Source organism: Streptomyces sp. NPDC006687 (assembly GCF_040636215.1).
In the GTDB taxonomy this organism is placed as follows: domain Bacteria; phylum Actinomycetota; class Actinomycetes; order Streptomycetales; family Streptomycetaceae; genus Streptomyces.
In genome coordinates this window covers 119,488-144,739 of record NZ_JBEYJJ010000015.1, presented here as the reverse complement: position 1 = coordinate 144,739, position 25,252 = coordinate 119,488, and the positions used below count along the sequence as shown (strand labels likewise).

The following is a 25,252-nucleotide window of genomic DNA, read 5'->3' as shown; positions in this document are numbered from 1 at the left end:
GGGCTGCGGGGCGCCGGGGGCTAGAGGTACGGGCCCGAGCGGATGGCGCCGTGGGGGTTGGGGTCGTCTTCGTCGTCGTGGGAGCCGCCGGGGGGCAACGCGCGTCGCATCTGTTCGAGTTGGGCCCGGGCCGCCATCTGCTGGGCGAACAGGGCCGTCTGGATGCCGTGGAAGAGGCCCTCCAGCCAGCCGACCAGCTGCGCCTGCGCGATCCGCAGTTCGGCCTCGGAAGGGACCGCCTCCTCCGTGAACGGCAAGGAGAGGCGCTCCAGTTCCTCGACCAGTTCCGGGGCGAGGCCGTCTTCCAGTTCCTTCACCGACGCCGCGTGGATGTCCTTGAGACGGACCCGGCTGGCCTCGTCCAGAGGTGCGGCGCGGACCTCTTCCAGAAGTTGCTTGATCATGCTGCCGATCCGCATGACCTTGGCGGGCTGTTCGACCATCTCCGTCACCGGGACCTCGCGCGACTCGTCATCGGCGCCGCCGACCGTCATCCCGTCCTGTCCCACGATCAGGACGTGCGGGGGACTGTCCTGCGACCGTTCACTCCTCGGCATCTCCATGCCGCCATTCTCTCGCACACCTTCGTTCTCCCACGGTGTGCCCCCGCACGGGCGTGATCCACCCTGTGCGGGGGCGGCGACATCATCCCGTCGCCCGCCGGGCCAGGGCGCCGCTCGACCTGGTGACCAGGGCGGCCAGTACCGCCGCGCCCAGCGGGACGAGCACCAGCAGGCCGGCCAGGGTGTCCCAGGGGATGGCGATCGGGACGTAGAGGGCTTCGTCCGCGGTGGCGTAGCCCGCCTCGACGGCGTGCCGCAGCAGGTTGCGCTGCTCGCTCTCCTGGGTGAGGCGCAGGCCGACCGCCGGCAGGATGCCCGCCGCCGAGCCGAGGACGACGCCCATCAGGGCGACCACCCCGCACTGGAACCCGCTGAGGGTGCGCCGCACGCGCGGGGCGGCACCCACCGCCGCCAGGGTCTTCAGGTCGGCCTCGGAGTCGGCCTGTGCCAGGCCGGTGGCGATGCCGGCCGCGCCGATGGTGACCAGGCCCGCGAAGACGGCCAGGGCCAGCGTGCCGATGGTCGAGTCGCTCTGGTAGCCGCGTTCGATCCGGACGCGGACATCGGCGCCCGTCCGGTCGATCTCCCCGTCCAGCCGCTGCCGCTGCTGCGTGGTGGCGGCCGTCTCCAGGCTGAAGTACGACCCGACGGGTGCCGTGGCGATACCGGCGGCCTGCGCGGCCGAGGGCGGCAGGACGACGCTCACACCCCAGGACTGGACGCCTGCCGGGGCCTGGTGGACGGCGAGGACCTTGTCCTGTCCGGGCAGTTCGGCGTGGACCGCTTCCGCCTTCTGCGCCGCGACGGGGTCGGTGACCACCCGGAGGGTGATCTTGCCGTCCTTCACCGCGCGCGGGTCGAAGGCGACCGGCCGGCCCGCCTTCAGGGCCGCCGCGGAGCCGGCGTCCTTGACCGCCAGCACCTCAAGGAGCTTCGCGTCGGCCACGACCGTCTGGAACCTGGGTCCCGGACGGCGCGGCCTCGCGCAACGCGGGTCCTGGCGCAGCTTCTTCGCCTCCGCCTCCGGGAAGTCGGAGGCGCCGTGAGTGGATTCGTCGAGCGGACAGCGCTGCTCCTTCGGGATGACGAGCTCGACCCGTCCGCAGCCCGGCAGGGTCGCGTAGGGCTCGCAGTTCGGGTTCCCGGCCACCAGGCGGTCCACATCGGCCCGTACGGCCACCGGCAGGGTCCTGTCGAGGATCTCGCGTGCGGTCGGCACGTCCTTGTGGGAGCTGTTGTCGTTCGTGCTGAGCAGGCCGGCCTGGTCCGGGAGTTCGGCGACGTACTCGTGGCGGGCCTGGACGTCCTGGCTGTACTGGTACGTGGACACCGCCACGGTTCCGGCGACGGCGGCCAGGACGGCCGCCACGGCCGGAGCCGTACGCCCCCGGTTGCGGACGGCGTCGCGCAGCGCGAGCCGCGGCGACAGCGGAAGCCACCGGCCCAGCCGCCCGAACAGGCCCACCAGGAGCGGGGTGAGGGCCACCACGCCCAGCTCGGCGAGGGCACTTCCGGCCGCGACGAGATTCGGGCTGACCCGGTAGTTGGTGCCGTAGAGGGCGACCGCGACACCGCCGGCCATGGCGAGCAGACCGGCCACGGGCAGGATCCTGCTGGTGCGCCGCACGCCCCGGCGGCCGGTGAGGGAGGCCAGGACCGTCTGCCGTGAGGCGGTGACGGCGGGGACGACCGCGGCCAGCAGGCCGGTCAGTACGGCGAGCAGGGCGATGCCGAGGAGTTCCAGGGGGCGGACGTCCAAGGCGCCGAAGCGGAGGCCGATCTTCTCCTCCAGGAGCGGCCGCAGAGCGGCCATGAGACCCAGGCCGGCCGCGCAGCCGATGACGGCCGCCACGACGCCGATGACCAGACCGCCGGACAGGACGATGGCCCGGATGTGCCGGCGGTCCCCGCCGTTGGCGCCGACCAGGCCCAGCTGGCGGCGGGAGCGGCGGGCGCCGACCGCGAAGGCGGGCCCGGCGAGCAGGCAGACCTCCAGCAGGGCGAGGCCCACGACGGTGGCCATGGTGGTCTTCTCGGTGAACCGGCCGCTGTTGAGGCCGGGACCGGCGAACTGCGCCTTGGACTGCTGCGCGTACAGCGGTACGTCGGAGTCGGCGGGCGGGTGTGCGGCGACGGCGCGGGAGAAGACGAGCCCGCCCTTGGCGTTGGCCTCCTTGACCATGTTCCACGTGAAACCATCGCCGCCGGCCTTCACCAGGAAGGAGTCGCTGACGTGCGGCTTGGACGCGCCGGTGGCCGTGAGAGCCTGGACGAGAGGGGCGATCAGGGCGTCGGGCAGGGCGAGCAGCTCGTCTCGCTTCAGCTCGGAGGGCAGCTCGTACGAGCCCACGATCCGGTACGGGGAGGCGGAGCCGCGCGGGGTCACGGACGAGCCCACGTACAGCCCCGAGTGCTCCAGGAAGGCGGCGGTGGCGATGACCTCGCCGGGCCCCTGGGGGAGCCGTCCGCGCAGCGGGGTGAAGATGCCCTGGGTGAAGGGGTGGTGCACGTCCAGCTCGCGCAGCTGGGTTTCGAGCAGGCCGTGCCGGGTGTGGACCTTGGCCCCGGACTCGGTCATCCGGACGGCTTCGACGCCGGCCGGGACCGCGTCCTTGAGGGGGGCGCCCTTCCCCTCGGGGGCGGGGCGGTACTTCTCGTAGCCTCCGACGGGCGCGTAGCTCTGCCCGTCGGGGCGCTGGTAGATGGGGCCGTCCAGGCCGGTCGAGTCGATCCGGGCATCGGCGGCGCCGATCTGACGGGACAGGGCCTGCGCGGGGGTGAGTTCGCCGCTGCGCAGGGTGAGGTCGATGGCGGTGGCCCCGACGACCGGCAGGGCGATCATCGCCAGGACGAGCGCGCTGCGGCCCTTGGCGCGCCAGGCGTCGCGGCGGGCGATGCGCAGGGCCGCGACCCAGGAGTGGTACCAGGAGAGGAGCGGGAAGGTCACAGGCCGGCCGCCCGCCCGGAGAGCAGCGAGTCGGCCTGGCTGCGCACGGTCTCGTCGACGACGGTGCCGTCGCGCAGGAAGACGACCCGGTCCGCCCAGGCGGCGAAGCGGGGTTCGTGCGTGACCAGGACCCCGGCCGCGCCCGCGTCACAGCGCTGCCGCAGCAGGGCCAGCACGGATTCACCGGTCTCGGAGTCGAGGGCGCCGGTGGGCTCGTCGGCCAGGACCAGGCGGCGCTCGCCGACCAGGGCGCGGGCGACGGCCACGCGCTGCTGCTGGCCGCCGGACATCTCGTCGGGGAAGCGGTCGGCGAGGGAGCGCAGGCCGATCTCCTCCAGGGAGGCGAGGGCGGCGGTGCGGGCCCTGCGGGCCGAGGTGCCGTCGAGCTCCAGGGGCAGGGCCACGTTCTCGGCCGCGGTGAGGGCGGGTATCAGGTTGTAGTCCTGGAAGACGTAGCCGATGCTGCGGCGGCGCAGCGCGGCCAGTGCGCGGCGGCCGGCGGTGGTGATGTCGACGCCCTCGACGAGGACCCGTCCGCTGGTGGGGGTGTCGAGCCCGCCGGCGAGGGTGAGCAGGGTGGACTTCCCGGAGCCGGAGGGGCCCATGACGGCGACGAGTTCGCCGGGGTGGACGGAGAGGTCGATCCCGCGCAGGGCGTTCACCTCGGTGGCGCCGCTGCCGTGGGTGCGGACGAGGTTCTCCAGCCGGAGCACGGGCGCGGAGGGCTCGCCGGCCCCGGACGGCTGGGCGGCGTACGGCTGCGCCGGGTACGCGGTGGCGGGCTGAGCGGGGTACGGCTGGGACGGATAGGAGCTGTGCTGCTGGTCAGGCATGAAGGGTCCCCCCTTGGAAGGCTGTTCAGCCCCGCCGCGTACGGGCGGCGGGGCCGGTGGTGCCGGTGGTGAGGCCGGTGGTGCCGGTGGCCGGGCCGGTGGCGGCCGCCTGGGCCGGCTGCGGCCCCTCGGCGGCGTCGGTGGTGCCCGGCGCGGAGGACGGGGCTGCGCCCGTGGTGCCGGGCGCGGGCGGCGACGGGGCGGGTGTGCCCAGTGCGGCCAGACGGACCAGCCGGGCCTCGGAGTGGTCGAGCCAGCGGGCCTCGGCCTCGGTCTGGAAGATCAGCTGCTCCAGGACCAGCAGCCACGCCAGGTCGTCGCGCTCGTTGGCCCGCCCGCTCTCGATGGCGGTCAGCGCCCGGCCCTTGAGCCGGGTGTAGTCCTGCATCGCCCTGAGCGTGGCGTGCCGCTGGGCCTGGATGACGGCGCGGATGTCCACGCCCGGCGCCCCCACCGCCATGGCGAGCTTGATGGCCAGCTCGTCGCGGGGCGGGTTGGTGCGGTCCACCGGGCGCTCGTACCAGTCGCGCAGCTCGGTGCGCCCGGTGCCGGTGATGGCGTAGAGGGTGTGTCCCGCGGCGTCCTCGCCGCCCGGGGCCACCAGCCCGTCCCGCTCCAGGCGGGCCAGCGTGGTGTACACCTGCCCGACGTTGAGGGGCCAGGTGGAGCCGGTGCGGGATTCGAATTCGGTGCGCAGCTGGGAGCCGTAACGGGGGCCCCGTTCCAGCAGCGCCAGCAGGCCGTGACGGATCGACATACTCAGTATGTATACACGAGCATACCGAGTATGTATACCGAGTATGCCCTGTTGGAAGGGGGCTTACCGGTTGCGCCGCAGCCGGACGCCCATGTACCCGAGCCCCACGCCCATCAGGGCCAGCCCGGTCCCCAGCGGCAGCAGATGCGCCGCCAGGTCGGCGATCCGCGCGTTCGGCCCGGTGCCCAGGGCCGATGCCGGACCGGTGGCGTCCGGCGAGGGCGGGGGTGAGGGCGAGGGGCGCGCCGGGGTGGCGGGGCGCTGGTTGCCGGTGCGCTCGCGGCCCTCCGGGCGGGGGGCGGGGCGGACCGGGTGCAGGGGCCGCGAGACGGTGGTGAACTCCGGGTCCGCCGGAGCGTCCGGGGGGCGCCCCGGGTGCTCCCGGCCCACCCCCGCGGGGCTGCCGGCGAGCTCCTCGTACGCCTCCTCGGGGACCTCCCCGGACTCCTCCGGCAGGGACCCGCGCGCCGCCTGGCCGGAGTCGGCCCGCGCCGGCGCGACGGCGGGGTGGGGACCGAGGGCGGGCGCCGCCCCCGCCGGTGCGGTGACCAGCAGCGCGGCGGCCGCCAGTGCGGCTCCGGCGGTCCGGTGCGGAGCGCGGAGGCGTCGGTTCACGGGGTGCCCCTCCCGTTCCGTGCGGCCGGGACGCCGGGGAGTCGAGGCGCCGCACTCAGAGTGGCACGAGAGGACAAAACGGGCATCCCGGGACACCCATCGGGGTGCCCCGGGATGCCCGGGGGTCGGAATGCCTCCGCTACGGCGTCGGAATGCCTCCCCTACGGCGCCGGAAAGCCTCCGCTACGCCCTCAGGAGGCCCGTCGCTACGAGGGGTTGCCGGTCGAGACGACCAGCGTGAACTCCGTGTTGTCCTTGGCCACGTCGGTCCCGGCCTCGGGCAGCTGCTCCAGCACCGTGTCCTGGCCGTAGACGGTCTCGTCGCGCTCGGTGATCTTGTACCGCCAGCCGGCCGCCTGGATGCACTGCTTGATCGACAGCAGGTTCTTGTACCGGAAGTCCGGCGCCACGACCTTCGTCGCGTCCTTGTAGGACTTCGTCGGGCTCTTGCACTTCTCCACGTCGATCGTGCGCGAGGTGTCCGGCCCCTTGTGCCCCGGCTTGGCCGAGGCGGCGGCCGACGCGGAGGACTGGGCCTGCGGCTTGTCCGTGTCGTCGGAGCCGCCGCCCATGTTGACCACGGCGATGACCCCGCCGATGGCCAGCAGGGCGACCACGATCGCGCCGACCACCATCGGCATGTTCCTCTTCCCACCGCCCGAGGAGCCCGTCTGGCCCCCCGCCGGAGTCGGCGAGATGGTGAACGGCGGCGGCGTCTGCGGCGCGTACTGCTGCTGCGGGGCCTGCGCCGTGTGCGGGTACGCGTACCCGCCCGCGTGCGACTGCGCCGCGGCAGGCTGCGCGTACGGCGACGGCGGCGGGGTCTGCGCGGCCGGGTACGGCTGCTGGAGCGAGTGCGGCGGGGGCGCCTGGAAGCCCGAGTCCACCGGCGGGAACACGGCCGAACTCACGCCCGCCCCGCTGCCGCCCGTGGCCGCGCCCGGGACGATGGCCGGGGCACCGGTGTGCCCCGCCGACATGACCCGCATGATCTCGTCCCGCATGGCCGCGGCCGTGGGGAAGCGCTCGTTCGGGTTCTTCTTCAGCGCCCGCGCCACCAGCGCGTCCATCGCCGGGGTGATGGCGCGGTTGATGGAGGAGGGGGCCACCGGCTCCTCCTGGACGTGCGCGTACGCGATCGCCAGCGGGGAGTCCGCCTCGAAGGGGATACGGCCCGTCAGCAGCTGGAACAGCATGATGCCGACCGAGTACAGGTCGGAGCGGGCGTCCACGGCCCGTCCCAGGGCCTGTTCCGGCGACAGGTACTGCGGGGTGCCGACGACCATGCCGGTCTGCGTCATCGAGGTGACCCCCGACTGCATGGCACGGGCGATGCCGAAGTCCATCACCTTGACGATGCCGCGCTTGGTCATCATCACGTTGCCGGGCTTGATGTCGCGGTGGACCAGGCCCATCTCGTGGCTGGTCTCCAGTGCGGCCAGCACGTCGGCCGTCACCTTCAGCGCCTTGTCCGCCGGCATGGCCCCGTACTGGCGCACGTCCGCGTCGAGGACCGAGCCGAGCGGCTGGCCCTCCACGTACTCCATGACGATGTACGGCATGACCGCCTCGTCGCCGCCGCCGGCGCCGAAGGTGACGGTTCCCTCGCCCGTGTCGAAGACCGAGACGATGTTGGTGTGCGACAGTTTCGCAACAGCCTGCGCCTCACGCCGGAACCGCTCGCGGAAGGACGCCTCGCGCCCCAGCTCGCTGTGGAGCGTCTTGATGGCGACCTGGCGGTCGAGCGCGGAGTCGTACGCGAGGTAGACCGAGGCCATGCCCCCCTCGCCCAGCAAATCCCTTAGCTGGTAACGGCCACCGGCCAGGGAGCCGCCTGCGTACCGGCCCTGTGTGCCGTCCTGGCTCATGACTGTTGCTTCCCCTCGGGCTGTGTTGCTACGCGTCTGGCTGAGCGCATGTCGCGCCCAGTCTGCCGGAGGGCAAGCACACGTCAAGCCGGTGCCCGCTGCGTGACCACGGGCCTACGCGGTGTCTGTACCCGAACGGTGACGGGTGCGGAGGCTGTAGCGTTCACCGGAGCACCCGAAGAGGCCCCACCGCTAGAGCGGACGAGAGAGACGACGGCGAGGACTGATGGCACCCGAACCCGAGGGAAACGGCGCCGGGATGGCCGACGGTCCTGAGCACTGGGGCGCGGGCGGTCTCGTGGGGGACGGCCGCTACCGGCTGACCCACCGGCTGGGCCGTGGCGGCATGGCCGAGGTCTTCGCGGCCGAGGACGTCCGGCTGGGCCGCACCGTCGCGGTGAAGCTGCTCCGCGCCGACCTCGCCGAGGACCCGGTGTCCAAGGCCCGCTTCACCCGTGAGGCACAGTCGGTCGCCGGCCTCAACCACCACGCCGTCGTGGCCGTGTACGACTCCGGCGAGGACCGGGTCGGCCCGAACGTGGTCCCGTACATCGTGATGGAACTGGTCGAGGGACGCACCATCCGCGACCTGCTGATCAGCGCCGAGGCCCCCGGGCCCGAGCAGGCGCTCATCATCGTGTCCGGCGTGCTGGAGGCGCTGGCCTACTCGCACCAGCACGGCATCGTGCACCGCGACATCAAGCCCGCCAACGTCATCATCACCGAGACCGGCGCGGTCAAGGTGATGGACTTCGGCATCGCCCGCGCCCTGCACGGCGCGCAGTCCACGATGACCCAGACCGGCATGGTCATGGGCACCCCCCAGTACCTGTCCCCGGAGCAGGCCCTCGGCAAGGCCGTGGACCACCGCAGCGACCTGTACGCGACCGGCTGCCTGCTGTACGAACTGCTCGCGCTGCGGCCCCCCTTCACCGGCGAGACCCCGCTGTCGGTGGTCTACCAGCACGTCCAGGACGCCCCGATCCCGCCCTCCCAGCTGCCCGAGGGCCACCACATCCCGCAGGAGCTCGACGGCCTCGTCATGCGCTCGCTCGCGAAGGACCCGGACGACCGGTTCCAGAGCGCCGAGGAGATGCGCGGGCTCGTCCAGTACGCCCTGCGGATGCTCCAGGAGCAGGGCCCGAACAGCGGTACGTGGAACACCGGCCCGGTCGTCATGGCGCTCCCGCACGGCCAGCCGGGCGGCGCCCAGACCTCGGTGATGCCCGCGGGCGGCGGCAACGGCCCCCGCGCTCCCTACCCCGGGAACGCCACGACCTCGCAGTTCCAGCAGCCGATGGTGCCCCCGCTGAACCCGGACGACGGCACCGCCTTCCCCGGCGGCGGCCACGGCCCCGGGCCCGGCGGCCACAACGGCCATGGCGGCCACGGCGGGTACGACGGCTATGACGGCTACGACCGGTACGACAACGGCTCCGGCGGCGGCAAGTGGAAGGTCTGGCTCTTCGCGCTGCTCGCGGTGCTGGCCATCGCCGGCGGTGTCGCGTACGCGATCAAGAGCGGCGGTCTCGCCGGTGGCGGCGGCAACAAGCCCAAGACCAGTGTGAGCACCCCGGGCACCACCCAGAGCAGCCCCGGCGCGCAGGACACCCCGTCCACCACGCCGAGCCCCGAGACGAGCCGCTCGCACGACGACGACACCTTCACGCCCACCCCGAGCCGCAGCAAGTTCACGCCGAGCACCACCCCGACGCCGTCCTCGGGCAACTCCTCGTCGCCGGAGACCAGGAACCCCTCGACCCCGCCGCCGAAGTCGCCCCCGGTGGAGCCGCCGACCAAGAACCCGTCGCCGCCCACCGGCGGCGGCACCCCGGCGGGCGCCGAGGGCGCCGACTAGGGCGTCCCGCCCCGCAGGGTGTGCACGGTGACGAGCTGGGGTTCGATGCGCAGGTAGACCGGGTCGAACACCTCGCCGTCCATGGAAAGCGGGCCCGGACCGAACAATTCCAGTTCCTCGGTCGCCGGTTCGGCGAGCAGCGCCGTTCCGGTGACCTGCACGGACCACAACCGGGAGGCGCCGGAATGGAAATTGTCGGCCCCGTACGCGACCACGCTGCCGTTGCAGGCGTGGTGATATCCGAAACCGGCGTGCATTCTCAGGAGGACCCGGCCGCCCACCACGACGTGGCGGGCGGCGGCGAGGAAGGGAAGCGCGCGCATGCTGGTGGCGACCCGGCCGTAGGGCACGTCGCGCAGCAGCTCGACGCCCTGCATCTCCTCCGGTGACATAGGACCACTCTGGAGCCGCGGCGGCCCGCCGGGACAGGGCATCCCGCCCCCAGGCGGCAGGGACGTTGGTCCCGAATCCCGCTCGAGGCGGGCTCGCCGCCGGGTGGAGCGGGGCCGGTGCGGCCTCGGCGCCGGGTGGAGCGCGGCTAGCGCCGCTGCGCCTGGAGCCGGGCGACGTACGCGGCGGCCTGGGAGCGGCGCTCCATGCCCAGCTTCGACAGCAGGCTGGAGACGTAGTTCTTGATGGTCTTCTCGGCCAGGTGCAGCCGCTCCCCGATGACCCGGTTCGTCAGGCCCTCGCCGATCAGGTCGAGGATCTTGCGCTCCTGCTCGGTGAGGTGGGCGAGGCGGTCGTCGCCCTTGCCGTTCTTGCCGTCGCGCAGCCGCTCCAGCACCCGCGCGGTCGCCACCGGGTCCAGCAGCGACTGGCCGGCGGCCACGTCACGCACCGCGCTGAGCAGCTCGTTTCCGCGGATGGCCTTCAGGACGTAGCCCGAGGCACCCGCCATGATCGCGTCGAACAGCGCCTCGTCGTCGGCGAACGAGGTGAGCATCAGGCATTTGATTCCCTCGTCCTGGGAGCGGACCTCGCGGCACACCTCGACACCACTGCCGTCCGGCAGGCGTACGTCGAGGACGGCCACGTCGGGGCGGGTCGCCGGGATGCGGACCAGCGCGTCCGCGGCGGTACCGGCCTCGCCGACGATTTCGATGTCCTCTTCGACCGACAAGAGCTCATGGACACCGCGACGTACTACTTCGTGGTCGTCCAGGAGAAATACCTTGATTTTTCCGTTTTCGCGCACAAGTTCATCTTCACACACTCACCTCTTCCCTGGCGGGGTTACCCGGGATAACGTGCCGTTGTTCCGGCCCCCTGCAAGGCTGTGACCAGTGGTTGTTCCCGTAACCCGCGATTTACTTGGATATCCAATCAAAATCGCAGGTCAAACGGGGTTTCGCAGTTATGCGTCGCACTGGGTAACGTGCTGTGCGCAGGGCACTCGCCGGGGCACCTGTCACGCCTGGATCCGCAACACGCCGTGCACCCACCCCGTGTGCGGGTACGGATACAGGTGAGCCGCACTGGTCCCCGGAGAACCCGGGTGCCGGACCGACGGAGGAGCACACGTGACCGTGGAGAGCACTGCCGCGCGCAAGCCGCGACGCAGCAGCGGCACCAAGCGGGTGGCCGGCAAGACCGCCGCCGCCGCGCAGAGTGCCGAGCCCCAGCTCGTACAGCTGCTGACGCCCGAGGGCAACCGGGTCGACGACCCCGAGTTCGCCCCCTATGTCGCCGACATCACCGCCGACGACCTGCGCGGGCTGTACCGCGACATGGTCCTGACCCGCCGTTTCGACGCCGAGGCGACCGCCCTCCAGCGCCAGGGCGAGCTGGGCCTGTGGGCCTCGCTGCTGGGCCAGGAGGCCGCCCAGATCGGCTCCGGCCGGGCCCTGCGCGATGACGACTACGTCTTCCCGACCTACCGCGAGCACGGCGTGGCCTGGTGCCGCGGGGTCGACCCGACGAACCTCCTCGGCATGTTCCGCGGTGTGAACCACGGAGGCTGGGACCCGAACACCAACAACTTCCACCTGTACACGATCGTCATCGGCTCGCAGACGCTGCACGCGACCGGTTACGCGATGGGCGTGGCCAAGGACGGCGCCGACTCCGCAGTGATCGCCTACTTCGGCGACGGCGCGTCCAGCCAGGGCGACGTGGCCGAGGCGTTCACCTTCTCGGCCGTCTACAACTCCCCCGTGGTGTTCTTCTGCCAGAACAACCAGTGGGCCATCTCCGAGCCCACCGAGCGCCAGATGCGCGTCCCGCTCTACCAGCGCGCCCAGGGCTTCGGCTTCCCGGGCGTCCGCGTCGACGGCAACGACGTCCTGGCCTGCCTCGCGGTCACCCGCTGGGCCCTGGAGCGCGCCCGCCGCGGCGAGGGTCCGACGCTGGTCGAGGCGTTCACGTACCGCATGGGCGCCCACACCACCTCCGACGACCCGACGAAGTACCGCGCGGACGAGGAGAGGGCCGCCTGGGAGGCGAAGGACCCGATCCTGCGCCTGAAGGCCCACCTGCTGGCCTCCGGCGGCGCCGACGAGGCGTTCTTCGAGGGCCTGGAGGCGGAGAGCGAGACCCTCGGCAAGCGGGTCCGCGAGGTCGTGCGCGCCATGCCCGACCCGGGCACCATGGCGATCTTCGAGAACGTCTACGCGGACGGGCACGCGCTCGTCGACGAGGAGCGCGCCCAGTTCGCCGCCTACCTCGCTTCCTTCGAGCCGGCCGAGGAGGGTCACTGATGGCTGTCGAGAAGATGTCGATCGCGAAGGCGCTCAACGAGTCGCTGCGCAAGGCCATGGAGGCCGACCCCAAGGTCCTGATCATGGGCGAGGACGTCGGCAAGCTCGGCGGTGTCTTCCGGATCACCGACGGGCTCCAGAAGGACTTCGGCGAGGAGCGGGTCATCGACACCCCGCTCGCCGAGTCGGGCATCGTCGGCACCGCCATCGGCCTGGCCCTGCGCGGCTACCGGCCGATCGTGGAGATCCAGTTCGACGGGTTCGTCTTCCCCGCGTACGACCAGATCGTCACGCAGCTCGCGAAGATGCACGCGCGCGCCCTGGGCAAGATCAAGCTGCCCGTCGTCGTCCGCATCCCCTACGGCGGCGCGATCGGTGCCGTCGAGCACCACAGCGAGTCCCCCGAGGCCCTCTTCGCGCACGTCCCGGGCCTGAAGGTGGTCTCCCCGTCCAACGCCGCCGACGCGTACTGGATGCTCCAGCAGGCCATCCTCAGCGACGACCCGGTGATCTTCTTCGAGCCGAAGCGCCGCTACTGGGACAAGGGCGAGGTCGACACCGACGCCATCCCCGGCGAGCTGCACAAGGCGCGGGTGGTCCGCGAGGGCGCCGACCTCACCCTGGCGGCCTACGGCCCGATGGTGAAGGTCTGCCTGGAGGCGGCCGCCGCGGCCGCCGAGGAGGGCAAGTCGGTCGAGGTCCTGGACCTGCGCTCGATGTCCCCGATCGACTTCGACGGGATCCAGGCGTCGGTGGAGAAGACCCGCCGGCTGGTCGTGGTCCACGAGGCCCCGGTCTTCCTCGGCACCGGCTCCGAGATCGCCGCCCGCATCACCGAGCGGTGCTTCTACCACCTGGAGGCGCCGGTGCTGCGCGTCGGCGGCTTCCACGCCCCGTACCCGCCCGCCCGCCTGGAGGACGAGTACCTGCCGGGGCTGGACCGCGTGCTCGACGCCGTCGACCGCTCGCTGGCGTTCTGAGGAGAGCCGCGTCATGACGATCCGCGAATTCAAGATGCCCGACGTGGGCGAGGGCCTCACCGAGGCCGAGATCCTCAAGTGGTACGTCCAGCCGGGTGACACGGTCACCGACGGGCAGGTCGTCTGCGAGGTGGAGACGGCGAAGGCGGCCGTCGAGCTGCCGATCCCCTTCGACGGGGTGGTGCACGCGCTGCTCTTCGAGGAGGGCGTGACGGTCGACGTCGGCCAGGTCATCATCTCCGTGCAGACCGGCGGGGCCGACGAGGCGGAGGCCCCCGCGGCCGCCGCCGTGGCCGCCCCGGCGGGCTCGGAGGCCGCCGAGGAGGCCGCGCCCGAGGGCCGCCAGCCCGTGCTGGTGGGCTACGGGGTTTCCCAGTCCTCCACCAAGCGCCGGGCGCGCAAGGCGGTGGCGGGCGCTGCGGCGGCCGTGGCCGCGCCGGCCGCTCCCGTGGCCCCCGCCGCGCCCGTCGTGCCGGCGCCCGCCGCGCCCGCTCCGGCGGAGCGGAACGGCACCGCGTACGCCAACGGCAGCGGAGCCGTGGCCGGGGGTGAGCGGCCGCTGGCGAAGCCGCCGGTGCGCAAGCTCGCCAAGGACCTCGGCATCGACCTGGCCTCGGTGGTCCCCACCGGTGACGGCGGGGTCGTGACCCGCGAGGACGTGCACGCCGCCGCCGCGGCCGCGCTCGCCCCGCAGGCCCCGGCGGCCCCCGCCGCGGCTGCGGCGCCCGTCCAGGCGCCCGTGGCGGCTCCCGCCGAGGCGGCCGCGGCCGTGGTGGCGCCGGGCGCGCGGGAGACCCGTGTCCCGGTCAAGGGCGTCCGCAAGGTCACCGCCCAGGCCATGGTCGGCTCCGCCTTCACCGCCCCGCACGTCACCGAGTTCATCACCCTCGACGTGACCCGGACGATGAAGCTGGTCCAGGAGCTCAAGGACGATCCGGACCTCGCCGGTCTGCGGATCAACCCGCTGCTCCTGATCGCCAAGGCGGTCCTCGTCGCCATCCGCCGCAACCCGGACGTCAACGCGTCCTGGGACGAGGCGGCCCAGGAGATCGTGCTCAAGCACTACGTCAACCTGGGCATCGCGGCGGCCACCCCGCGCGGTCTGATCGTCCCGAACATCAAGGACGCCCACACCAAGACCCTGGCGGAGCTGTCCACCTCCCTGTCGGACCTGGTCGCCACCGCCCGCGAGGGCAAGACCTCCCCGGCCGACATGCAGAACGGCACGCTCACCATCACCAACGTCGGCGTCTTCGGCGTCGACACCGGTACGCCCATCATCAACCCCGGCGAGTCCGCGATCCTCGCGGTCGGTGCGATCAAGCTCCAGCCGTGGGTGCACAAGGGCAAGGTGAAGCCGCGCCAGGTCACCACCCTGGCCCTGTCCTTCGACCACCGCCTGATCGACGGCGAGCTGGGCTCCAAGTTCCTCGCGGACATCGCGGCGGTCCTGGAGCACCCGCGCCGGCTGGTCACCTGGTCGTAACCACGGGCACAGCCGCCGGCCGGTCCCCCCTTCGGGCGGGGGCCGGCCGACGGCGTTCGCGGCCCCGGAAAATCCCTGGCCGCGCCCCGCGACCCGGGGTGATCATCGGCGGGATGAGATTCCGCTGCGCCGCCACGGCCGACCCCGCCGCCCTCGACCGTGCCCTGGCCCTCGCGGCCGAGGGCCCCGTCGCTGCCCTCTCCCCCGGCCGGATCCGCGAGGAGATGGCCGCACACCGCTTCCGCCCCGAGTGGACCTGGTTCGCCGAGGACGCCGACGGGCGGGTGCCGGCCACCGCCCTGTGGTGGGGCCGCGCCGACAGCCGCAAGCCGGTCGCCCTGGACTGCCTCCAGGTCCGCGCGGGCGTCGCGGACCCGGCCGCCCTGGCCGCGGCCCTGCTGGGGGCCGGCCACGCCGCCTTCGGCACGCGTCCCGGCTACCACCTGGCCCTGCCCCGGGGCTGGCGCGAGGATCCGGCCGCCGCCTCCGCGGTCGCCTGGCGCCGGGAGGCCGCCGCGCGGGCCGGCCTGACCCGCGACATCGAGCGCCTGCGCTACGAATGGACCCTCCCCCAGCTACCGCCGGGGGGACCCCCAGCGGCCGGGACCCCCGCGCCCACCGGCGGGCTCGTCTTCCGCGAGGGCACCGACGAGGAGTTCCTCGACGTCTTCGCCCGGCTCGCGCACGGCAGCCTCGACCTGGCCACCCGGCACGCCCTGGAGGCGATGACGGCGGAGGAACTCGCCCGCGAGGAACTCGCCTTCTACCGGGACTGCCCCGGCGAACGCTCCTGGTGGCGGCTGGCCCACCTGCCCGACGGCACCCTGGCCGGGATGGCGCTCCCCTCCGCGACCCCGTACCACCGCAACGTCGGCTACCTGGGCGTGGTTCCCGAGCAGCGCGGCCGGGGCCTGATCGACGAGGTACTCGCCGAGATCACCCGTTTCCACGCCGCCGAGGGCGCCGAGCGCGTCACCGCGACCACCGACACCGTCAACCTCCCGATGGCCGCCGCCTTCGACCGGGCCGGCTACGAGGTCACCGAGGTCCGCCTCGTCCTGGAGGCCCCGGGCGCCCCCTGACGCGGTAGCCTCCCGGCCATGCCGATCGCCGCGCTGCAGGTGTACTCCGTGGACGAGGCCGACGTCACCGGTGGCGTGTGCCGCGTCCGGTGCGTCGGCGGGACGGCCCGCGCCGGGCAGGTGTACGCGGCGGGGGAGTCGCGGGTCCGGCTGCGCGGGATAGAGCGCTACGGGCGTACGGTCGTCTCCTTCGACGCCGGCCACACCGCCCGGGTCCGCCTCGCGGGGCCGGTGGTCGGGCTGCTGAGCCGAGGTCAGGTGCTGACGTCCGTACCGCCCGACGGGCACGGTCTCGCAGAACTGGAGGCATGGCTGGAGACCGCGCCCCCGCTCGGGGACGAGCCCGCGCCCCGGACCCTGCGCGCCCTGGCCGTCGCCGGGATGCGGGACGAGCGGCTGCCGGACGGGGTACGGCTGCGCTGGGGCCGGGTGGCGCTGGCGGCGGTGTACCGCTGCGCGGCGGCGGAGCGCGCCTCCGGCCTGGTGCGGGGGATCGAGCTGGCCTTCGTACGGGGCTACCTGCTCGGGGAGTTCGGGCCCGGGCCGGGCGGTGACCCGGCCGCACTGTGCCGCGAGTCGCTCGCGCTGATCGACCTCACCCCGGACGAGGCGGCCGCGTGGGCCCGGGGCTGGCGGGAGCTGTCCCGGGAGCGGATCGTGCACCTGAGGCTGATCCGGCTGCTGCTGCGGTGGACGGGCGCGGCCCGGCCGTACCTGGCGCCCGGGGACCCCCTCGCCGTGGCCCTGCACACCTGGTCGGAGGTGGGCCGGCTGCTGCCCTGAGACTTCAGCCGGCGCGGTAGGCGCGCAGGAAGGCCGCCGCGCCGCCCCGGACGAGGCGGTCGGTCTCCGCCCGCGACAGGGGCAGCACCCCGTAGTGGGAGAGCTGGGCGACGGAGGTCGAGGTCAGCGCCGTGAAGTGGGCGCCCGCCAGCTCCGCGTCGCCGTGCAGGTCGAGCAGCCCGGCCCTCTCCAGTCCCGCCAGGGCCTCGGCGAGGGCGCCTTCGACCGGGCCGGGGCCCGCGGCCTTCCAGGCGGCCAGCACCTCGGGCGGTACGTGGTCGGCCTCGGCGTGGATGTGGCGTACCAGGGCGAAGTGGTCGGGGTGCTCCACCATCACGTCGATCAGCGCTCGGGCGAGGGCGGCCAGGTCCCGTTCCAGGTTGTCGGGGTGCGGCGGGCGCGCGGGGTCCAGCAGGGCGCGGACGGTGGCCACATGGGCGTCGCGGACCTCGCCCGAGCTCCAGGTGACGACGGCCCGGAACAGCTCGGACTTGCCGCCGGGGAAGTGGTTGTAGAGCGTCCGCGTCGAGACGCCCGCCGCGGCGGCGAGCGCGTCGACGGAGGCGCGGGCGTACCCCTCGCGGCCGAACACCGCGCAGGTGGCCCGGGCGAGGGCGATCCGCTTGGCCAGCTTCCGGGGAGGAAGCGGCGCGTTTGCCGCCCCCTCCGGCGTCCCGCGTCCGGGGGTCTCCCCCTCCATCACGCCTCCGGTCCCGGTCCAGTCATGCTCTGCAACGACCGTTGTGCTTATTACAACGGCCGTTGTAGCTTACCGGAGGCCAGCGAAAACCAACCAACTGGTCTGGTTCTATGGGTTCCTGAGGGAAGGACGTGGCACGATGCCGACCGCACCCCCCACGGCCGAGGAGTCCCCGGCGGCGTTAGGCGCCGAGCCGGGGCAGCTCGGACGCATCCTCACCGTCGTGATCACCGGCGCCGTCATGTCGGTCCTGGACATGACCATCGTCAACGTGGCCCTCGGCCGGCTCTCCGCCTCCTTCGGCGCTCCCCTGGAGACCATCCAGTGGACCGCCACCGCCTACACCCTGGCCCTGGCCGCCGTCATCCCCACGGCGTCCTGGGCCATGGCCCGCCTCGGCGCCAAGCGCGCCTACCTCACGGCCCTGTCCCTGTTCACCCTCGGCTCCCTGCTCGCCGCCTGCGCGTGGAGCGCCGGCAGCCTGATCGCCTTCCGCGCCGTCCAGGGGCTGGGCGGCGGACTGCTGATGCCCGTCGGCATGACCATGGTGATGCGGGCCGCCGACCGCGAGCGGCTCGGCCGGGCCATGGCCCTGCTGGGACTGCCCGTGCTCGTCGGTCCGGTGGCCGGGCCGATGCTGGGCGGCTGGCTGATCGACACCGCCTCCTGGCAGTGGATCTTCCTCGTCAACCTGCCCGTCGGAGCGGCCGCCCTGGTACTCGCGGCGAAGCTGCTGCGCCCGGACTCCCCCACCGGCGCGGCGGCTTCGCCGCGGCTCGACGTCCCGGGGCTGCTGAGCCTCTCCCCGGGCCTCGCGCTGCTGCTGTACGGGCTGTCCCGGGGCGGTGAGCGCGGCGGCTTCGGCTCCGCCGGGGTGCTGCTGCCCCTGCTGGCCGGCGCCGTGCTCGTCACCGCCTTCGTACGGCGTGCGCTGCGCGTGCCGGAGCCCCTGCTGGACCTGCGGCTGCTGCGCGACCGTACCTTCGCCGCCGCCATCGGCACCCTCGCGCCCTTCACCTGCGGCTACTTCGGCTCCATGCTGCTGGCGCCGGTGTACTGGCAGCAGGTGCGGGGGCTGAGCGCGACGACGGCGGGGCTGCTGGTGGCGCCCGTGGGCCTCGCGGTGGGGACGGCCATGCAGATCGCCTCCCGGCGCGTGGACGAGGTCGCTCCGCGCCGGCTGATCCCGGCCGGGGTGGCGGTGGCGGCGCTCGGCATGCTGCTCGCGGGGCTGCGGACCGGCACCGCCGGGGCGCCGGCCTGGCAGGCCGTGGGGGCGCTGATGGTGATGGGCGTGGGCGCCGGGATGGTGCTGATGCCGACGATGACCACCGCCGGGCGCGACCTGCCCGCCGCCCGTATGGCGGCGGCGAGCACGGCCCTCAGCATCAACTCCCAGCTGTGCGCCTCGGTCGGCACCGCCCTGACCTCGGTGGTCCTGGGCGCCTCGGGCACCAGCCCGGCAGGCTTCCGCACCGCCTACGCCGTGGCGGCGGGCCTGATCGCCCTGTCCGTGTTCGGGGCCCTGCGGCTGCCGGGGCGGCGGCGGGGGTAGGGCGTTATGCCTGGGCGGCGTTGCCCAGCACCTTGGTCGGGGTGATGCGTACGACGACCCGTACGGCCCCGTCCGAGGCGTCCCCGTACTCCTTGCCCTTGCCCGGCCCCAGGTACTCCTCGGCGATCCGCAGGGCGACGGCCCGGCCGGTGTCCTCGGTGATGGTGGCGGTGCCGCGGATCTCGGCGTACAGGTAGGGGTTGGCCAGGTCGAACACGGTCAGGCTCACCCGGCCGTCCCGGGCCATGTTGCGTTCCTTGCGGCGGCCGCGCTCGGTGGAGACCAGCACGTCGTCGCCGTCGCGGGTGACCCAGACCACGGAGCTCTGCGGGCTGCCGTCGGGGTTGAGGGTGGAGAGCACGGCGGGGTGGGGGGAGTCCAGCAGCCGGCGCACGGTGTCGTTCATGGCAATCGTCATGCCGGTGAGGTTAGTTGGCGCCCTGGACGCCGCGCGTGCGGTTCCGGCCCGCTTGTCACCTACTACCCGAAGTCCCCTGTCACTCCCAGGGGAGGTGGAGGAAGGGGCTGGCCGGGTCGGTGGTCAGCGTCAGGTGGGTGGCGAGGGAGGAGGCGTACCAGCTGCCGAACTCCTCGCCGTCGAAGTGCAGGCACCGGGCGAGGGCGTACCCGGCGGAGAACTCCGCCCACGAGCCGTACGCCCCCACCGCCAGCTCGCCCGCCCGGAGCACGGCCCGCTCGGCTTCCTGGAGGGTGCCGTAGCGGGTGGCGACGCCCCAGCGGGCCATCTGGGAGGCGCGCCCGTAATCCCAGGCGCGGACCGAGCGGACCCAGCCGTCCTCGGGGAGCAGCCCGTCGGCGCGGAAGCGCTGCTCGTAGCGGGTGATCCGGCCGATGAGCCGCCGCACCCCGGCGATCTCGCCCTCGACCTCGGCGGAGGGGCGCGGCTGCGCGACGGTGACCCCGTCGGGGGTCAGACGCGGCTGGGCGGCCTGCTCGGCGTTGTGGCGCAGGCAGCTCTCGGCGGCGTGGCGCCAGTGCTCGGCGTCGACGGCGCCGGCGAAGTCGGAGGCGAGGACGCGGCGCAGCCGCAGCGCGAACTCCCAGACGGGGCTGACGATGTCGGCGTCGAGCATCCGCTGGAGCACCCCGGACCAGCCGGCCGGGTCGGTGATCTCCCACATGGTGCGCAGCCGCTCGCGCTCACGGGTGTAGCCGTCGCCGTGGTAGGCGAGGGCGTTCCAGAACTCCCCGTTGGCGACCGCCAGATGGGCCCCGACGGCCAGGCCCCGGGCCACCGGGCCGTGCAGGGCGCCGCCGGTGTGGAGGGTGTGCACGGCGCCGGGGGCCAGGCCCCAGGAGGGGGCGGCGTCCCAGTGGGCCCGCCAGCGGGCGAGGTCGGCGGGGGCGGTGGAGAGGTAGGCCGCGACGGGGCTGCCGGGGTTCACCGCCAGGTGGGAGGGGTCCCCGGGCCCCCAGGCGTGGGCGAACCAGGCGAGGCTCTGGCGGAGGTAGACGGTGTGGGCGTCGGGGGCGGGCAGCATGCCGCGGGTGTAGACGGCGAGGGTGTTGTCGCCGCCGGGGTGGAACCGGGCCGCCCGCGGGTCGGCGTCGACCTGCGCACGGGGCTGCGGCAGGAACAGCTCGGCCCGGGCGAGGGCGTCCAGATAGGCCCCCCAGTCCCCCCGCACCTTCGCCCCGTACAGCTCCCGCTCGATCACACTCGGCGCCGTCCACTCATCCACACGGGGACCCTATACGGACCCCTCACCTCCCTGAACGGGCCCCGGTACGTCTCTGCGGAGCCGGTGCGGAGGCGGCTCTGACGACGCGCGCCCCGCCCCTATCCGCGAGGTTCACCGCCGGGACCGTCAGCGGCCCAGCGTGGTGCACCAGGACAGGGTCGCGGCGAGTTCGGCGCTGAAGGTCTCGCAGAGCGCCAGGGCCTCGCGGCCGGCGGGTGTGGCGGGCAGGGGGGTGTCCAGGGGCAGGGGCGTGACGAGGGTGTGACAGGCGGCCTCGACGGCGTGGTTGCGGGCCGAGTGGTAGCCGGAGGCGCCCTCGGGGCCGGTCGCCAGGTAGCGGGCGTGGGCGTGCCGGGCGGGGTGGTCCCACAGGGCGTCCGCGATGACGAGGTCGGCGGATTGGGCCAGGGCGCGGGGAAGGCCGATGAGGCGTTCGGTGTGCTCGGGGTCCGGCGCGGCCGTGGGCGGCCAGGCCGCGAGTTCCGCCAGGACTTCCGCCTGGACCTCCGCGGCGGCGCCCTCCGCCTCCCCCTCCAGGGGGCCGGCGAAGAACGGGGCGCCGAGCAGGTCCGCGACCGCCGGCTCGGCGTCGGCCGCGCCCGGCGGCAGGAGCAGCGCGTGGAAGACGGCGTCCAGCGCAGTGCGGTGCACCCCCCACCCGGGGTCGAGGCCCAGCATCAGCAGGGGCGCGCGCAGCCGCCACAGGGCCATGGCGGCCGCGTGGCGGCGACGGCCGGGGGGCATGGCGGCACACACCCTGGCGAGCCCGCCGTCGTCGCGCTCGTCGTATGCGTCCATGAGCCGCCACCCTAGAGCGATCCCGCCCGGCTACGGCGTGCGGGTGGGCGGGGTGTGGCGGTTGACGCGGTACACCGCCGGGACGCACAGGTTGAGGGCCGTGGCGGCGGTGATCAGGGCGGCGCAGGCCAGGAGGGTGGTGGCGGGGGTCCAGGTGTGGGCCGCGAGGGCGGCGAGCAGGTAGCCGAGGGGGATGGCGAGGCGTTCGCCGACGCCGTTGAAGGCGCTCATGCGGCCCTGTTCCGCCTGCGGGACGTGCTGGGCGAAGGCGGTGTTCCAGGCGACGACCGCGACGTCCAGCCCGATGCCCGCCAGCAGGGCCGCCGCCAGCACGGCCGGCAGCGGCAGCCCGCAGGCCAGGGCGGCCAGGGGCAGGGCGAGGCCGGCGCCCGCGGCGACCGCGACCGCGAGCAGCCGGTACGGCTTCCACCGCAGCGCCACGAGGGTCCCGGCCAGCAGGCCGCAGGAGAACGCCGCCTGGATCAGGCCCCAGTCGCGCGCCCCGGCGTACTGCCGGGCGGTGACCAGGGGGCCGAGGAGCTGGAAGCCCGCCAGCCAGGCCGCGACGAGGACCGTGCCGGCCGCCGTGTAGGTCCACAGCCAGGTACGGGACCGGAAGCCCGTCCAGCCCGCCCGCAGGTCGGCCAGGACACCGGCGGCCGGGGTGGGCGGCGCCTCCAGGGGCAGGGTGAGGAGGAGGACGGCGGCGATGACGAAGGTGAGCGCGTCCCAGGCCAGGGCCCAGGCCGCGCCGGCCGTGGCGACGATCAACCCGCCGGCCACCGGGCCCAGCACCTTCACCGCGTTGCCCGGCAGCCGGAGCAGCGCGTTGGCCTGCTGGAGGTGCTCCGGCGCGACGATCTGCGCCAGCGCCCCCTGCATGGCCGGGACGATGAACGAGGCCGCCGTCCCGGAGACCAGGCCGCAGACGGCGATGGAGAGCGTCGACGCGTGTCCGGTGGCCACGGTGACGGCCAGGGCGGCCTGTGCCACCGCCGCGAGGAGGTTGCCGAGGAAGAGGATGCGGCTGCGGGACAGGCGGTCGGCGTAGACCCCGCCCACGAGGAGGAACACGATGGTGGGGAGGGTGTTGGTGGCGAGGACCAGGCCGAGGGAGCCGGCGCCGCCGCCCTGCTCGATGACGGAGTAGGCCAGGGCGAGCGGGGCCATCGCGGAGCCCGCCGCCGAGATGACGTTGGCCGAGACGAAGCGCCGGAAGGGTGCGGTCTTCCACGGGGGCGGGGTGGTGTGCGGGGGTTCGGTGGCGGTGGTGGCGGTGGTCTTCATGATCTCCCTCGGCTCGGTGCGGCGGAGCACCCTAACCGTGGGCGGGGGCGGGGGGCTCCCGGTTTTCGCCACCGGGCACGGCGGTTCGGGCCGGGCCGGGCGGGGGCGTCAGTAGGGTGGTCGCTCGGACAACTCGGCGGCATCGGGAGGGCGTTGTGCGCGGTGGGGCGGTCGTGGTGGTCGGGGGGAGTATCGCGGGGTGCGCGTTCGCCTCGGCGGCGGTGCGGGCGGGGGCCGGGGAGGTCGTCGTACTGGAACGGACGCGCGGGCGGCTGGCGGACCGGGGGGTCGGGCTGTGCGTCCACGACGACCGCGCGGCGGAGCTGGTGGCGGCCGGGGCGCTGCCGGCGGGGATCCCGGCGCACCGGCTGGAGCGGCGGCGGTGGGTGGTGCGGGACCCCTCGGCGGGGGCGGGCGGGCGGCTGATCTGGGAGCAGCCGTTCCCGTTCCACTCCTACCACTGGGGGCTCCTCTGGCGGGGGCTGCGGGAGGCGGTACCGGGGTCGGTGGACTACCGGCAGGGGGTGGCCGTCGCAGCGGTGGAGGCGGACGGGGACGGGGTCCGCGTGCGGTACGGGGGCGCGGCCTCGGGCGGCGACGGGGACACGGCCGGGGGCCGGGCCGGGGGCGCGGACGGAGGCCGGTACGGGGGCGCGGACGGGGGTAGGGCTGGAGACCGGGCCGGGGGCGCGGACGGGGGTAGGGCTGGAGGCCGGACCGGGGACGGGGACGGGGCTGGAGACCGGACCGGGGGCGCGGTCGGGGGCGGAGCTGGAGACCGGACCGGCGGCGGGGACCGGGGCGGCGAGCGGTTCGACCTGGCCGTCGGGGCCGACGGGTACCGGTCGGTGGTCCGGGAGGCGGTGAGCCCGGGCGCCGTCCCTCACTACGCGGGGTACGTGTGCTGGCGGGGCAACTTCGACGCCGGGCTGCTGGACGGGCTGGGCGGCGCGCCGTCGCACCCCGACGCGGTGACCACCATCTGCTACCCCGGCGGGAGCTGCGTCATCTACCGCATCCCCGGGCCGCTGGGGCCACGGGTGAACTGGGTGCTGTACGCGCCGCCGCCGACGGGCGCGGGGCTGCGGTTCGACGATCCGACGAGCTTCCCGCCGGGGGCGCTGGGCGGGGAACTCGCCGGACACCTAAGGACGTTGCTGGAGCAGGAGTTCCCGGAGTACTGGGCCCGGGCGCTGGCCCTGACGGCACCCGGGGACACCTTCGTCCAGCCCATCTACGACCTGGTGACCGAGCCCGCCGCTGCGGGCCGGCTGCTGCTGGCCGGTGACGCGGCGAGCGTGGTGCGGCCGCACAACACCAGTGGCGCGGCGAAGGCCCTCCAGGACGCCACCACCTTCGGCGCGGCCTGGGCGCGGGCGTCCTCCTGGGAGGAGCTCGTCGCCGGCTACCAGGCGGCCCGGGGCGCGGCCGGAGGCCAACTGGTCGCGCTGGCCCGCCGGCTGGGCCGCGCCCAGGTGGAGCGGACCCCGGCCTGGGCGCACATGACCACCGCCGAGGCCGCCGCCTGGTGGGAGGCCCAGCTGGCGGGAGCCGCGGGGATCGGGGGCCAGGCGATGCCCTCGTAGCGGGGACCGGCCCGGGCTCAGTCGTCGGCCGCCACCAGGAGGGTCAGGTGGCCACTGGCGCGGTCGATGGCGACCAGCTCGTGGAACTCGCCGTGTACACCGCCCCAGTCGTGGAAGTCGTCCTCCCCGACCCCCGTCAGGTGGAGGACGGTGCCGGCCGCGGCCAGGCAGGCGAATGCTTCCCTCCGCAGGTCCGCCCCCAGGGCTTCCGGAACGGGGCCGAACTGGTCGGCCCAGGTGCGCAGGAGGCGCGCCGCGGCGTCGGCGGTGACCGGTTCGTACGCGGCCGGGGTGATCAGGCGCCGCCAGAACGAGCCGTGTCGCCGGCCCTGGGGGAGGACGCCGCCGCCCGCGTAGTCGTCCCGGAACTGTTCGTGGGAGAGGAGGGCGGCCAGGAGGCGGGCGTCCGTGACCGGGGCGGCGGGCAGGCGGAAACGCTTGGTGTCCAGCCAGCGGAAGCCGTGCCCCCACTCCTCCCCCGCCGCGTACGTACGGAAGTTGAGGAACGCGCGGCCCTCGTGGACGAGGGTGTCGTCCGTGGCGTGCAGGGCCGCCAGAGCGGCCTCCAGGCGGGCCACGTCCACCGCGTCCTTCTCACGGCGGGGGCGCTCCGGGACCCACACCGGCATCATCCGCTTGATCTCGATCTGCGCCTCCGGTGACGCCACCGGGCACTCCAGACCGCCCAGCCGCCCGGGCTCCACCCCGTCCAGCATCCCCTCCGGCCAGGGCGTCCCGGCCCAGGGGCCGCCCGCGACCACCACCCGGCCGTCGGGCCGGCGCCGGGCGACGAACGCGAAGCCGTGCTCCTCGCCGTCGCGTACGACGTCCAGCTGCTGGTCGTCCTCGCGCAGGACCTCGTACCCCCGGCCCACGAGGAGGGACCGCAGCCGCTCCGCGTCGTCGGCCCACGCGAACCAGTCGACGTCCTCGTGCTCCCGCGTCACCTCGCCGAGCCAGAAGTCCACCGCCCATCCGCCCCGCAGCCAGACCTCGGGGCCGAGGTCCCTGACCTCGCTGATCATCGAGAGCTGGCGTTCCGTGCGCTGTGCGTCCATCCCGGAACCGTACGACCCCCGTGCGTCCGCGCGACCGTGCGGGCGCCCTTGACGGTGGGGTGGCGGCGGGGAGACGCTCCCCGGGCTCGTGGCC

22 protein-coding genes are annotated in these 25,252 nt (G+C 74.2%); 8 read left to right on the top strand and 14 right to left on the bottom strand.

Annotation, left to right across the window (positions count from 1 at the left end; all coding sequences use genetic code 11):
• Positions 1 to 20 precede the first annotated feature (20 nt).
• The 6 genes from ABZ716_RS19865 to ABZ716_RS19840 form a co-directional block, all read right to left on the bottom strand.
• On the bottom strand, positions 21 to 563 hold the full coding sequence (locus ABZ716_RS19865; RefSeq protein WP_351877783.1) for a bacterial proteasome activator family protein: 543 nt from the start codon (positions 561 to 563) through the stop codon (positions 21 to 23).
• 82 nt (positions 564 to 645) lie between these two features.
• Positions 646 to 3,405, bottom strand: a complete 2,760-nt coding sequence (locus ABZ716_RS19860) for an FtsX-like permease family protein (RefSeq protein ID WP_358960469.1) — start codon at positions 3,403 to 3,405, stop codon at positions 646 to 648.
• Positions 3,406 to 3,506: 101 nt separating this feature from the next.
• On the bottom strand, positions 3,507 to 4,343 hold the full coding sequence (locus ABZ716_RS19855; RefSeq protein WP_358960457.1) for an ABC transporter ATP-binding protein: 837 nt from the start codon (positions 4,341 to 4,343) through the stop codon (positions 3,507 to 3,509).
• A gap of 25 nt (positions 4,344 to 4,368) precedes the next feature.
• Complete coding sequence (locus ABZ716_RS19850) at positions 4,369 to 5,100, bottom strand: PadR family transcriptional regulator (protein ID WP_358960454.1); 732 nt, start codon at positions 5,098 to 5,100, stop codon at positions 4,369 to 4,371.
• A 63-nt stretch (positions 5,101 to 5,163) separates the two neighbouring features.
• Positions 5,164 to 5,715: a hypothetical protein gene (locus ABZ716_RS19845; RefSeq protein WP_358960452.1), complete on the bottom strand. Its 552-nt coding sequence runs from the start codon at positions 5,713 to 5,715 to the stop codon at positions 5,164 to 5,166.
• 206 nt (positions 5,716 to 5,921) lie between these two features.
• The gene (locus tag ABZ716_RS19840; RefSeq protein WP_358960450.1) at positions 5,922 to 7,583 is read right to left on the bottom strand and encodes a protein kinase; all 1,662 of its coding nucleotides are present in this window, start codon (positions 7,581 to 7,583) and stop codon (positions 5,922 to 5,924) included.
• Between the two features lie 226 nt (positions 7,584 to 7,809).
• Here ABZ716_RS19840 and ABZ716_RS19835 point away from each other — a divergent pair, with 226 nt between their 5' ends.
• Positions 7,810 to 9,441, top strand: a complete 1,632-nt coding sequence (locus ABZ716_RS19835) for a protein kinase (RefSeq protein ID WP_358960448.1) — start codon at positions 7,810 to 7,812, stop codon at positions 9,439 to 9,441.
• On the opposite strand, the gene ABZ716_RS19830 is transcribed toward ABZ716_RS19835, so the two are convergent.
• Together ABZ716_RS19830 and ABZ716_RS19825 are read right to left on the bottom strand one after the other, a co-directional pair.
• Entirely contained in the window at positions 9,438 to 9,833 is a 396-nt protein-coding gene (locus ABZ716_RS19830) for a pyridoxamine 5'-phosphate oxidase family protein (protein ID WP_358809665.1), read from the bottom strand. The genes ABZ716_RS19835 and ABZ716_RS19830 overlap by 4 nt on opposite strands.
• A 146-nt stretch (positions 9,834 to 9,979) precedes the next feature.
• Complete coding sequence (locus ABZ716_RS19825) at positions 9,980 to 10,639, bottom strand: response regulator transcription factor (RefSeq protein ID WP_351877795.1); 660 nt, start codon at positions 10,637 to 10,639, stop codon at positions 9,980 to 9,982.
• Positions 10,640 to 10,964: 325 nt separating this feature from the next.
• On the opposite strand from ABZ716_RS19825, the gene pdhA reads away from it, so the two are divergent.
• The 5 genes from pdhA (at position 10,965) to ABZ716_RS19800 (ending at position 16,471) form a co-directional block, all read left to right on the top strand.
• Positions 10,965 to 12,140: a pyruvate dehydrogenase (acetyl-transferring) E1 component subunit alpha gene (gene pdhA / locus ABZ716_RS19820; RefSeq protein WP_358809664.1), complete on the top strand. Its 1,176-nt coding sequence runs from the start codon at positions 10,965 to 10,967 to the stop codon at positions 12,138 to 12,140.
• Positions 12,140 to 13,120: an alpha-ketoacid dehydrogenase subunit beta gene (locus ABZ716_RS19815; RefSeq protein WP_351877799.1), complete on the top strand. Its 981-nt coding sequence runs from the start codon at positions 12,140 to 12,142 to the stop codon at positions 13,118 to 13,120. Before pdhA ends, ABZ716_RS19815 begins: the two co-directional genes overlap by 1 nt.
• Positions 13,121 to 13,133: 13 nt before the next feature.
• A complete protein-coding gene (locus tag ABZ716_RS19810) occupies positions 13,134 to 14,606 on the top strand; it encodes a dihydrolipoamide acetyltransferase family protein (protein WP_358960445.1) in 1,473 nt (490 codons plus the stop codon).
• Positions 14,607 to 14,719: 113 nt separating this feature from the next.
• Positions 14,720 to 15,688 carry a GNAT family N-acetyltransferase gene (locus ABZ716_RS19805; protein WP_358960442.1) on the top strand — a complete coding sequence of 323 codons (969 nt, stop codon included), beginning with the start codon at positions 14,720 to 14,722 and terminating at the stop codon, positions 15,686 to 15,688.
• 18 nt (positions 15,689 to 15,706) lie between these two features.
• Entirely contained in the window at positions 15,707 to 16,471 is a 765-nt protein-coding gene (locus ABZ716_RS19800; RefSeq protein ID WP_358960440.1) for a hypothetical protein, read from the top strand.
• Positions 16,472 to 16,475: 4 nt separating this feature from the next.
• Here the strand turns inward: ABZ716_RS19800 and ABZ716_RS19795 are convergent, their stop codons facing one another.
• Complete coding sequence (locus ABZ716_RS19795; protein ID WP_358960437.1) at positions 16,476 to 17,171, bottom strand: TetR/AcrR family transcriptional regulator; 696 nt, start codon at positions 17,169 to 17,171, stop codon at positions 16,476 to 16,478.
• Positions 17,172 to 17,310: 139 nt separating this feature from the next.
• Here ABZ716_RS19795 and ABZ716_RS19790 point away from each other — a divergent pair, with 139 nt between their 5' ends.
• Positions 17,311 to 18,726, top strand: coding sequence for a DHA2 family efflux MFS transporter permease subunit (locus ABZ716_RS19790; RefSeq protein ID WP_358960435.1), 1,416 nt, complete (start codon positions 17,311 to 17,313; stop codon positions 18,724 to 18,726).
• Positions 18,727 to 18,730: 4 nt separating this feature from the next.
• On the opposite strand, the gene ABZ716_RS19785 is transcribed toward ABZ716_RS19790, so the two are convergent.
• From ABZ716_RS19785 to ABZ716_RS19770, 4 genes are all read right to left on the bottom strand, one after another.
• The gene (locus tag ABZ716_RS19785; protein ID WP_358809658.1) at positions 18,731 to 19,144 is read right to left on the bottom strand and encodes a PPOX class F420-dependent oxidoreductase; all 414 of its coding nucleotides are present in this window, start codon (positions 19,142 to 19,144) and stop codon (positions 18,731 to 18,733) included.
• Between the two features lie 79 nt (positions 19,145 to 19,223).
• Positions 19,224 to 20,429, bottom strand: a complete 1,206-nt coding sequence (locus tag ABZ716_RS19780; RefSeq protein WP_358960432.1) for a DUF1266 domain-containing protein — start codon at positions 20,427 to 20,429, stop codon at positions 19,224 to 19,226.
• 126 nt (positions 20,430 to 20,555) lie between these two features.
• On the bottom strand, positions 20,556 to 21,227 hold the full coding sequence (locus ABZ716_RS19775; protein ID WP_358960429.1) for a hypothetical protein: 672 nt from the start codon (positions 21,225 to 21,227) through the stop codon (positions 20,556 to 20,558).
• Between the two features lie 30 nt (positions 21,228 to 21,257).
• Entirely contained in the window at positions 21,258 to 22,514 is a 1,257-nt protein-coding gene (locus ABZ716_RS19770) for an MFS transporter (protein ID WP_358809655.1), read from the bottom strand.
• 155 nt (positions 22,515 to 22,669) lie between these two features.
• On the opposite strand from ABZ716_RS19770, the gene ABZ716_RS19765 reads away from it, so the two are divergent.
• Complete coding sequence (locus ABZ716_RS19765; RefSeq protein ID WP_358960425.1) at positions 22,670 to 24,100, top strand: FAD-dependent monooxygenase; 1,431 nt, start codon at positions 22,670 to 22,672, stop codon at positions 24,098 to 24,100.
• A 17-nt stretch (positions 24,101 to 24,117) separates the two neighbouring features.
• Here the strand turns inward: ABZ716_RS19765 and ABZ716_RS19760 are convergent, their stop codons facing one another.
• The gene (locus ABZ716_RS19760; RefSeq protein ID WP_358960423.1) at positions 24,118 to 25,158 is read right to left on the bottom strand and encodes a hypothetical protein; all 1,041 of its coding nucleotides are present in this window, start codon (positions 25,156 to 25,158) and stop codon (positions 24,118 to 24,120) included.
• Between the last annotated feature and the right edge of the window lie 94 nt (positions 25,159 to 25,252).

Coding starts and splice junctions, on each gene's coding strand:
- ABZ716_RS19865 (WP_351877783.1), bottom strand. CDS start 563: ATGGAGATGCCGAGGAGTGAACGGTCGCAGGACAGTCCCCCGCACGTC.
- ABZ716_RS19860 (WP_358960469.1), bottom strand. CDS start 3,405: ATGATCGCCCTGCCGGTCGTCGGGGCCACCGCCATCGACCTCACCCTG.
- ABZ716_RS19855 (WP_358960457.1), bottom strand. CDS start 4,343: ATGCCTGACCAGCAGCACAGCTCCTATCCGTCCCAGCCGTACCCCGCT.
- ABZ716_RS19850 (WP_358960454.1), bottom strand. CDS start 5,100: ATGTCGATCCGTCACGGCCTGCTGGCGCTGCTGGAACGGGGCCCCCGT.
- ABZ716_RS19840 (WP_358960450.1), bottom strand. CDS start 7,583: ATGAGCCAGGACGGCACACAGGGCCGGTACGCAGGCGGCTCCCTGGCC.
- ABZ716_RS19835 (WP_358960448.1), top strand. CDS start 7,810: ATGGCACCCGAACCCGAGGGAAACGGCGCCGGGATGGCCGACGGTCCT.
- ABZ716_RS19830 (WP_358809665.1), bottom strand. CDS start 9,833: ATGTCACCGGAGGAGATGCAGGGCGTCGAGCTGCTGCGCGACGTGCCC.
- ABZ716_RS19815 (WP_351877799.1), top strand. CDS start 12,140: ATGGCTGTCGAGAAGATGTCGATCGCGAAGGCGCTCAACGAGTCGCTG.
- ABZ716_RS19810 (WP_358960445.1), top strand. CDS start 13,134: ATGACGATCCGCGAATTCAAGATGCCCGACGTGGGCGAGGGCCTCACC.
- ABZ716_RS19805 (WP_358960442.1), top strand. CDS start 14,720: ATGAGATTCCGCTGCGCCGCCACGGCCGACCCCGCCGCCCTCGACCGT.
- ABZ716_RS19800 (WP_358960440.1), top strand. CDS start 15,707: ATGCCGATCGCCGCGCTGCAGGTGTACTCCGTGGACGAGGCCGACGTC.
- ABZ716_RS19795 (WP_358960437.1), bottom strand. CDS start 17,171: ATGGAGGGGGAGACCCCCGGACGCGGGACGCCGGAGGGGGCGGCAAAC.
- ABZ716_RS19790 (WP_358960435.1), top strand. CDS start 17,311: ATGCCGACCGCACCCCCCACGGCCGAGGAGTCCCCGGCGGCGTTAGGC.
- ABZ716_RS19785 (WP_358809658.1), bottom strand. CDS start 19,144: ATGACGATTGCCATGAACGACACCGTGCGCCGGCTGCTGGACTCCCCC.
- ABZ716_RS19775 (WP_358960429.1), bottom strand. CDS start 21,227: ATGGACGCATACGACGAGCGCGACGACGGCGGGCTCGCCAGGGTGTGT.
- ABZ716_RS19770 (WP_358809655.1), bottom strand. CDS start 22,514: ATGAAGACCACCGCCACCACCGCCACCGAACCCCCGCACACCACCCCG.
- ABZ716_RS19760 (WP_358960423.1), bottom strand. CDS start 25,158: ATGGACGCACAGCGCACGGAACGCCAGCTCTCGATGATCAGCGAGGTC.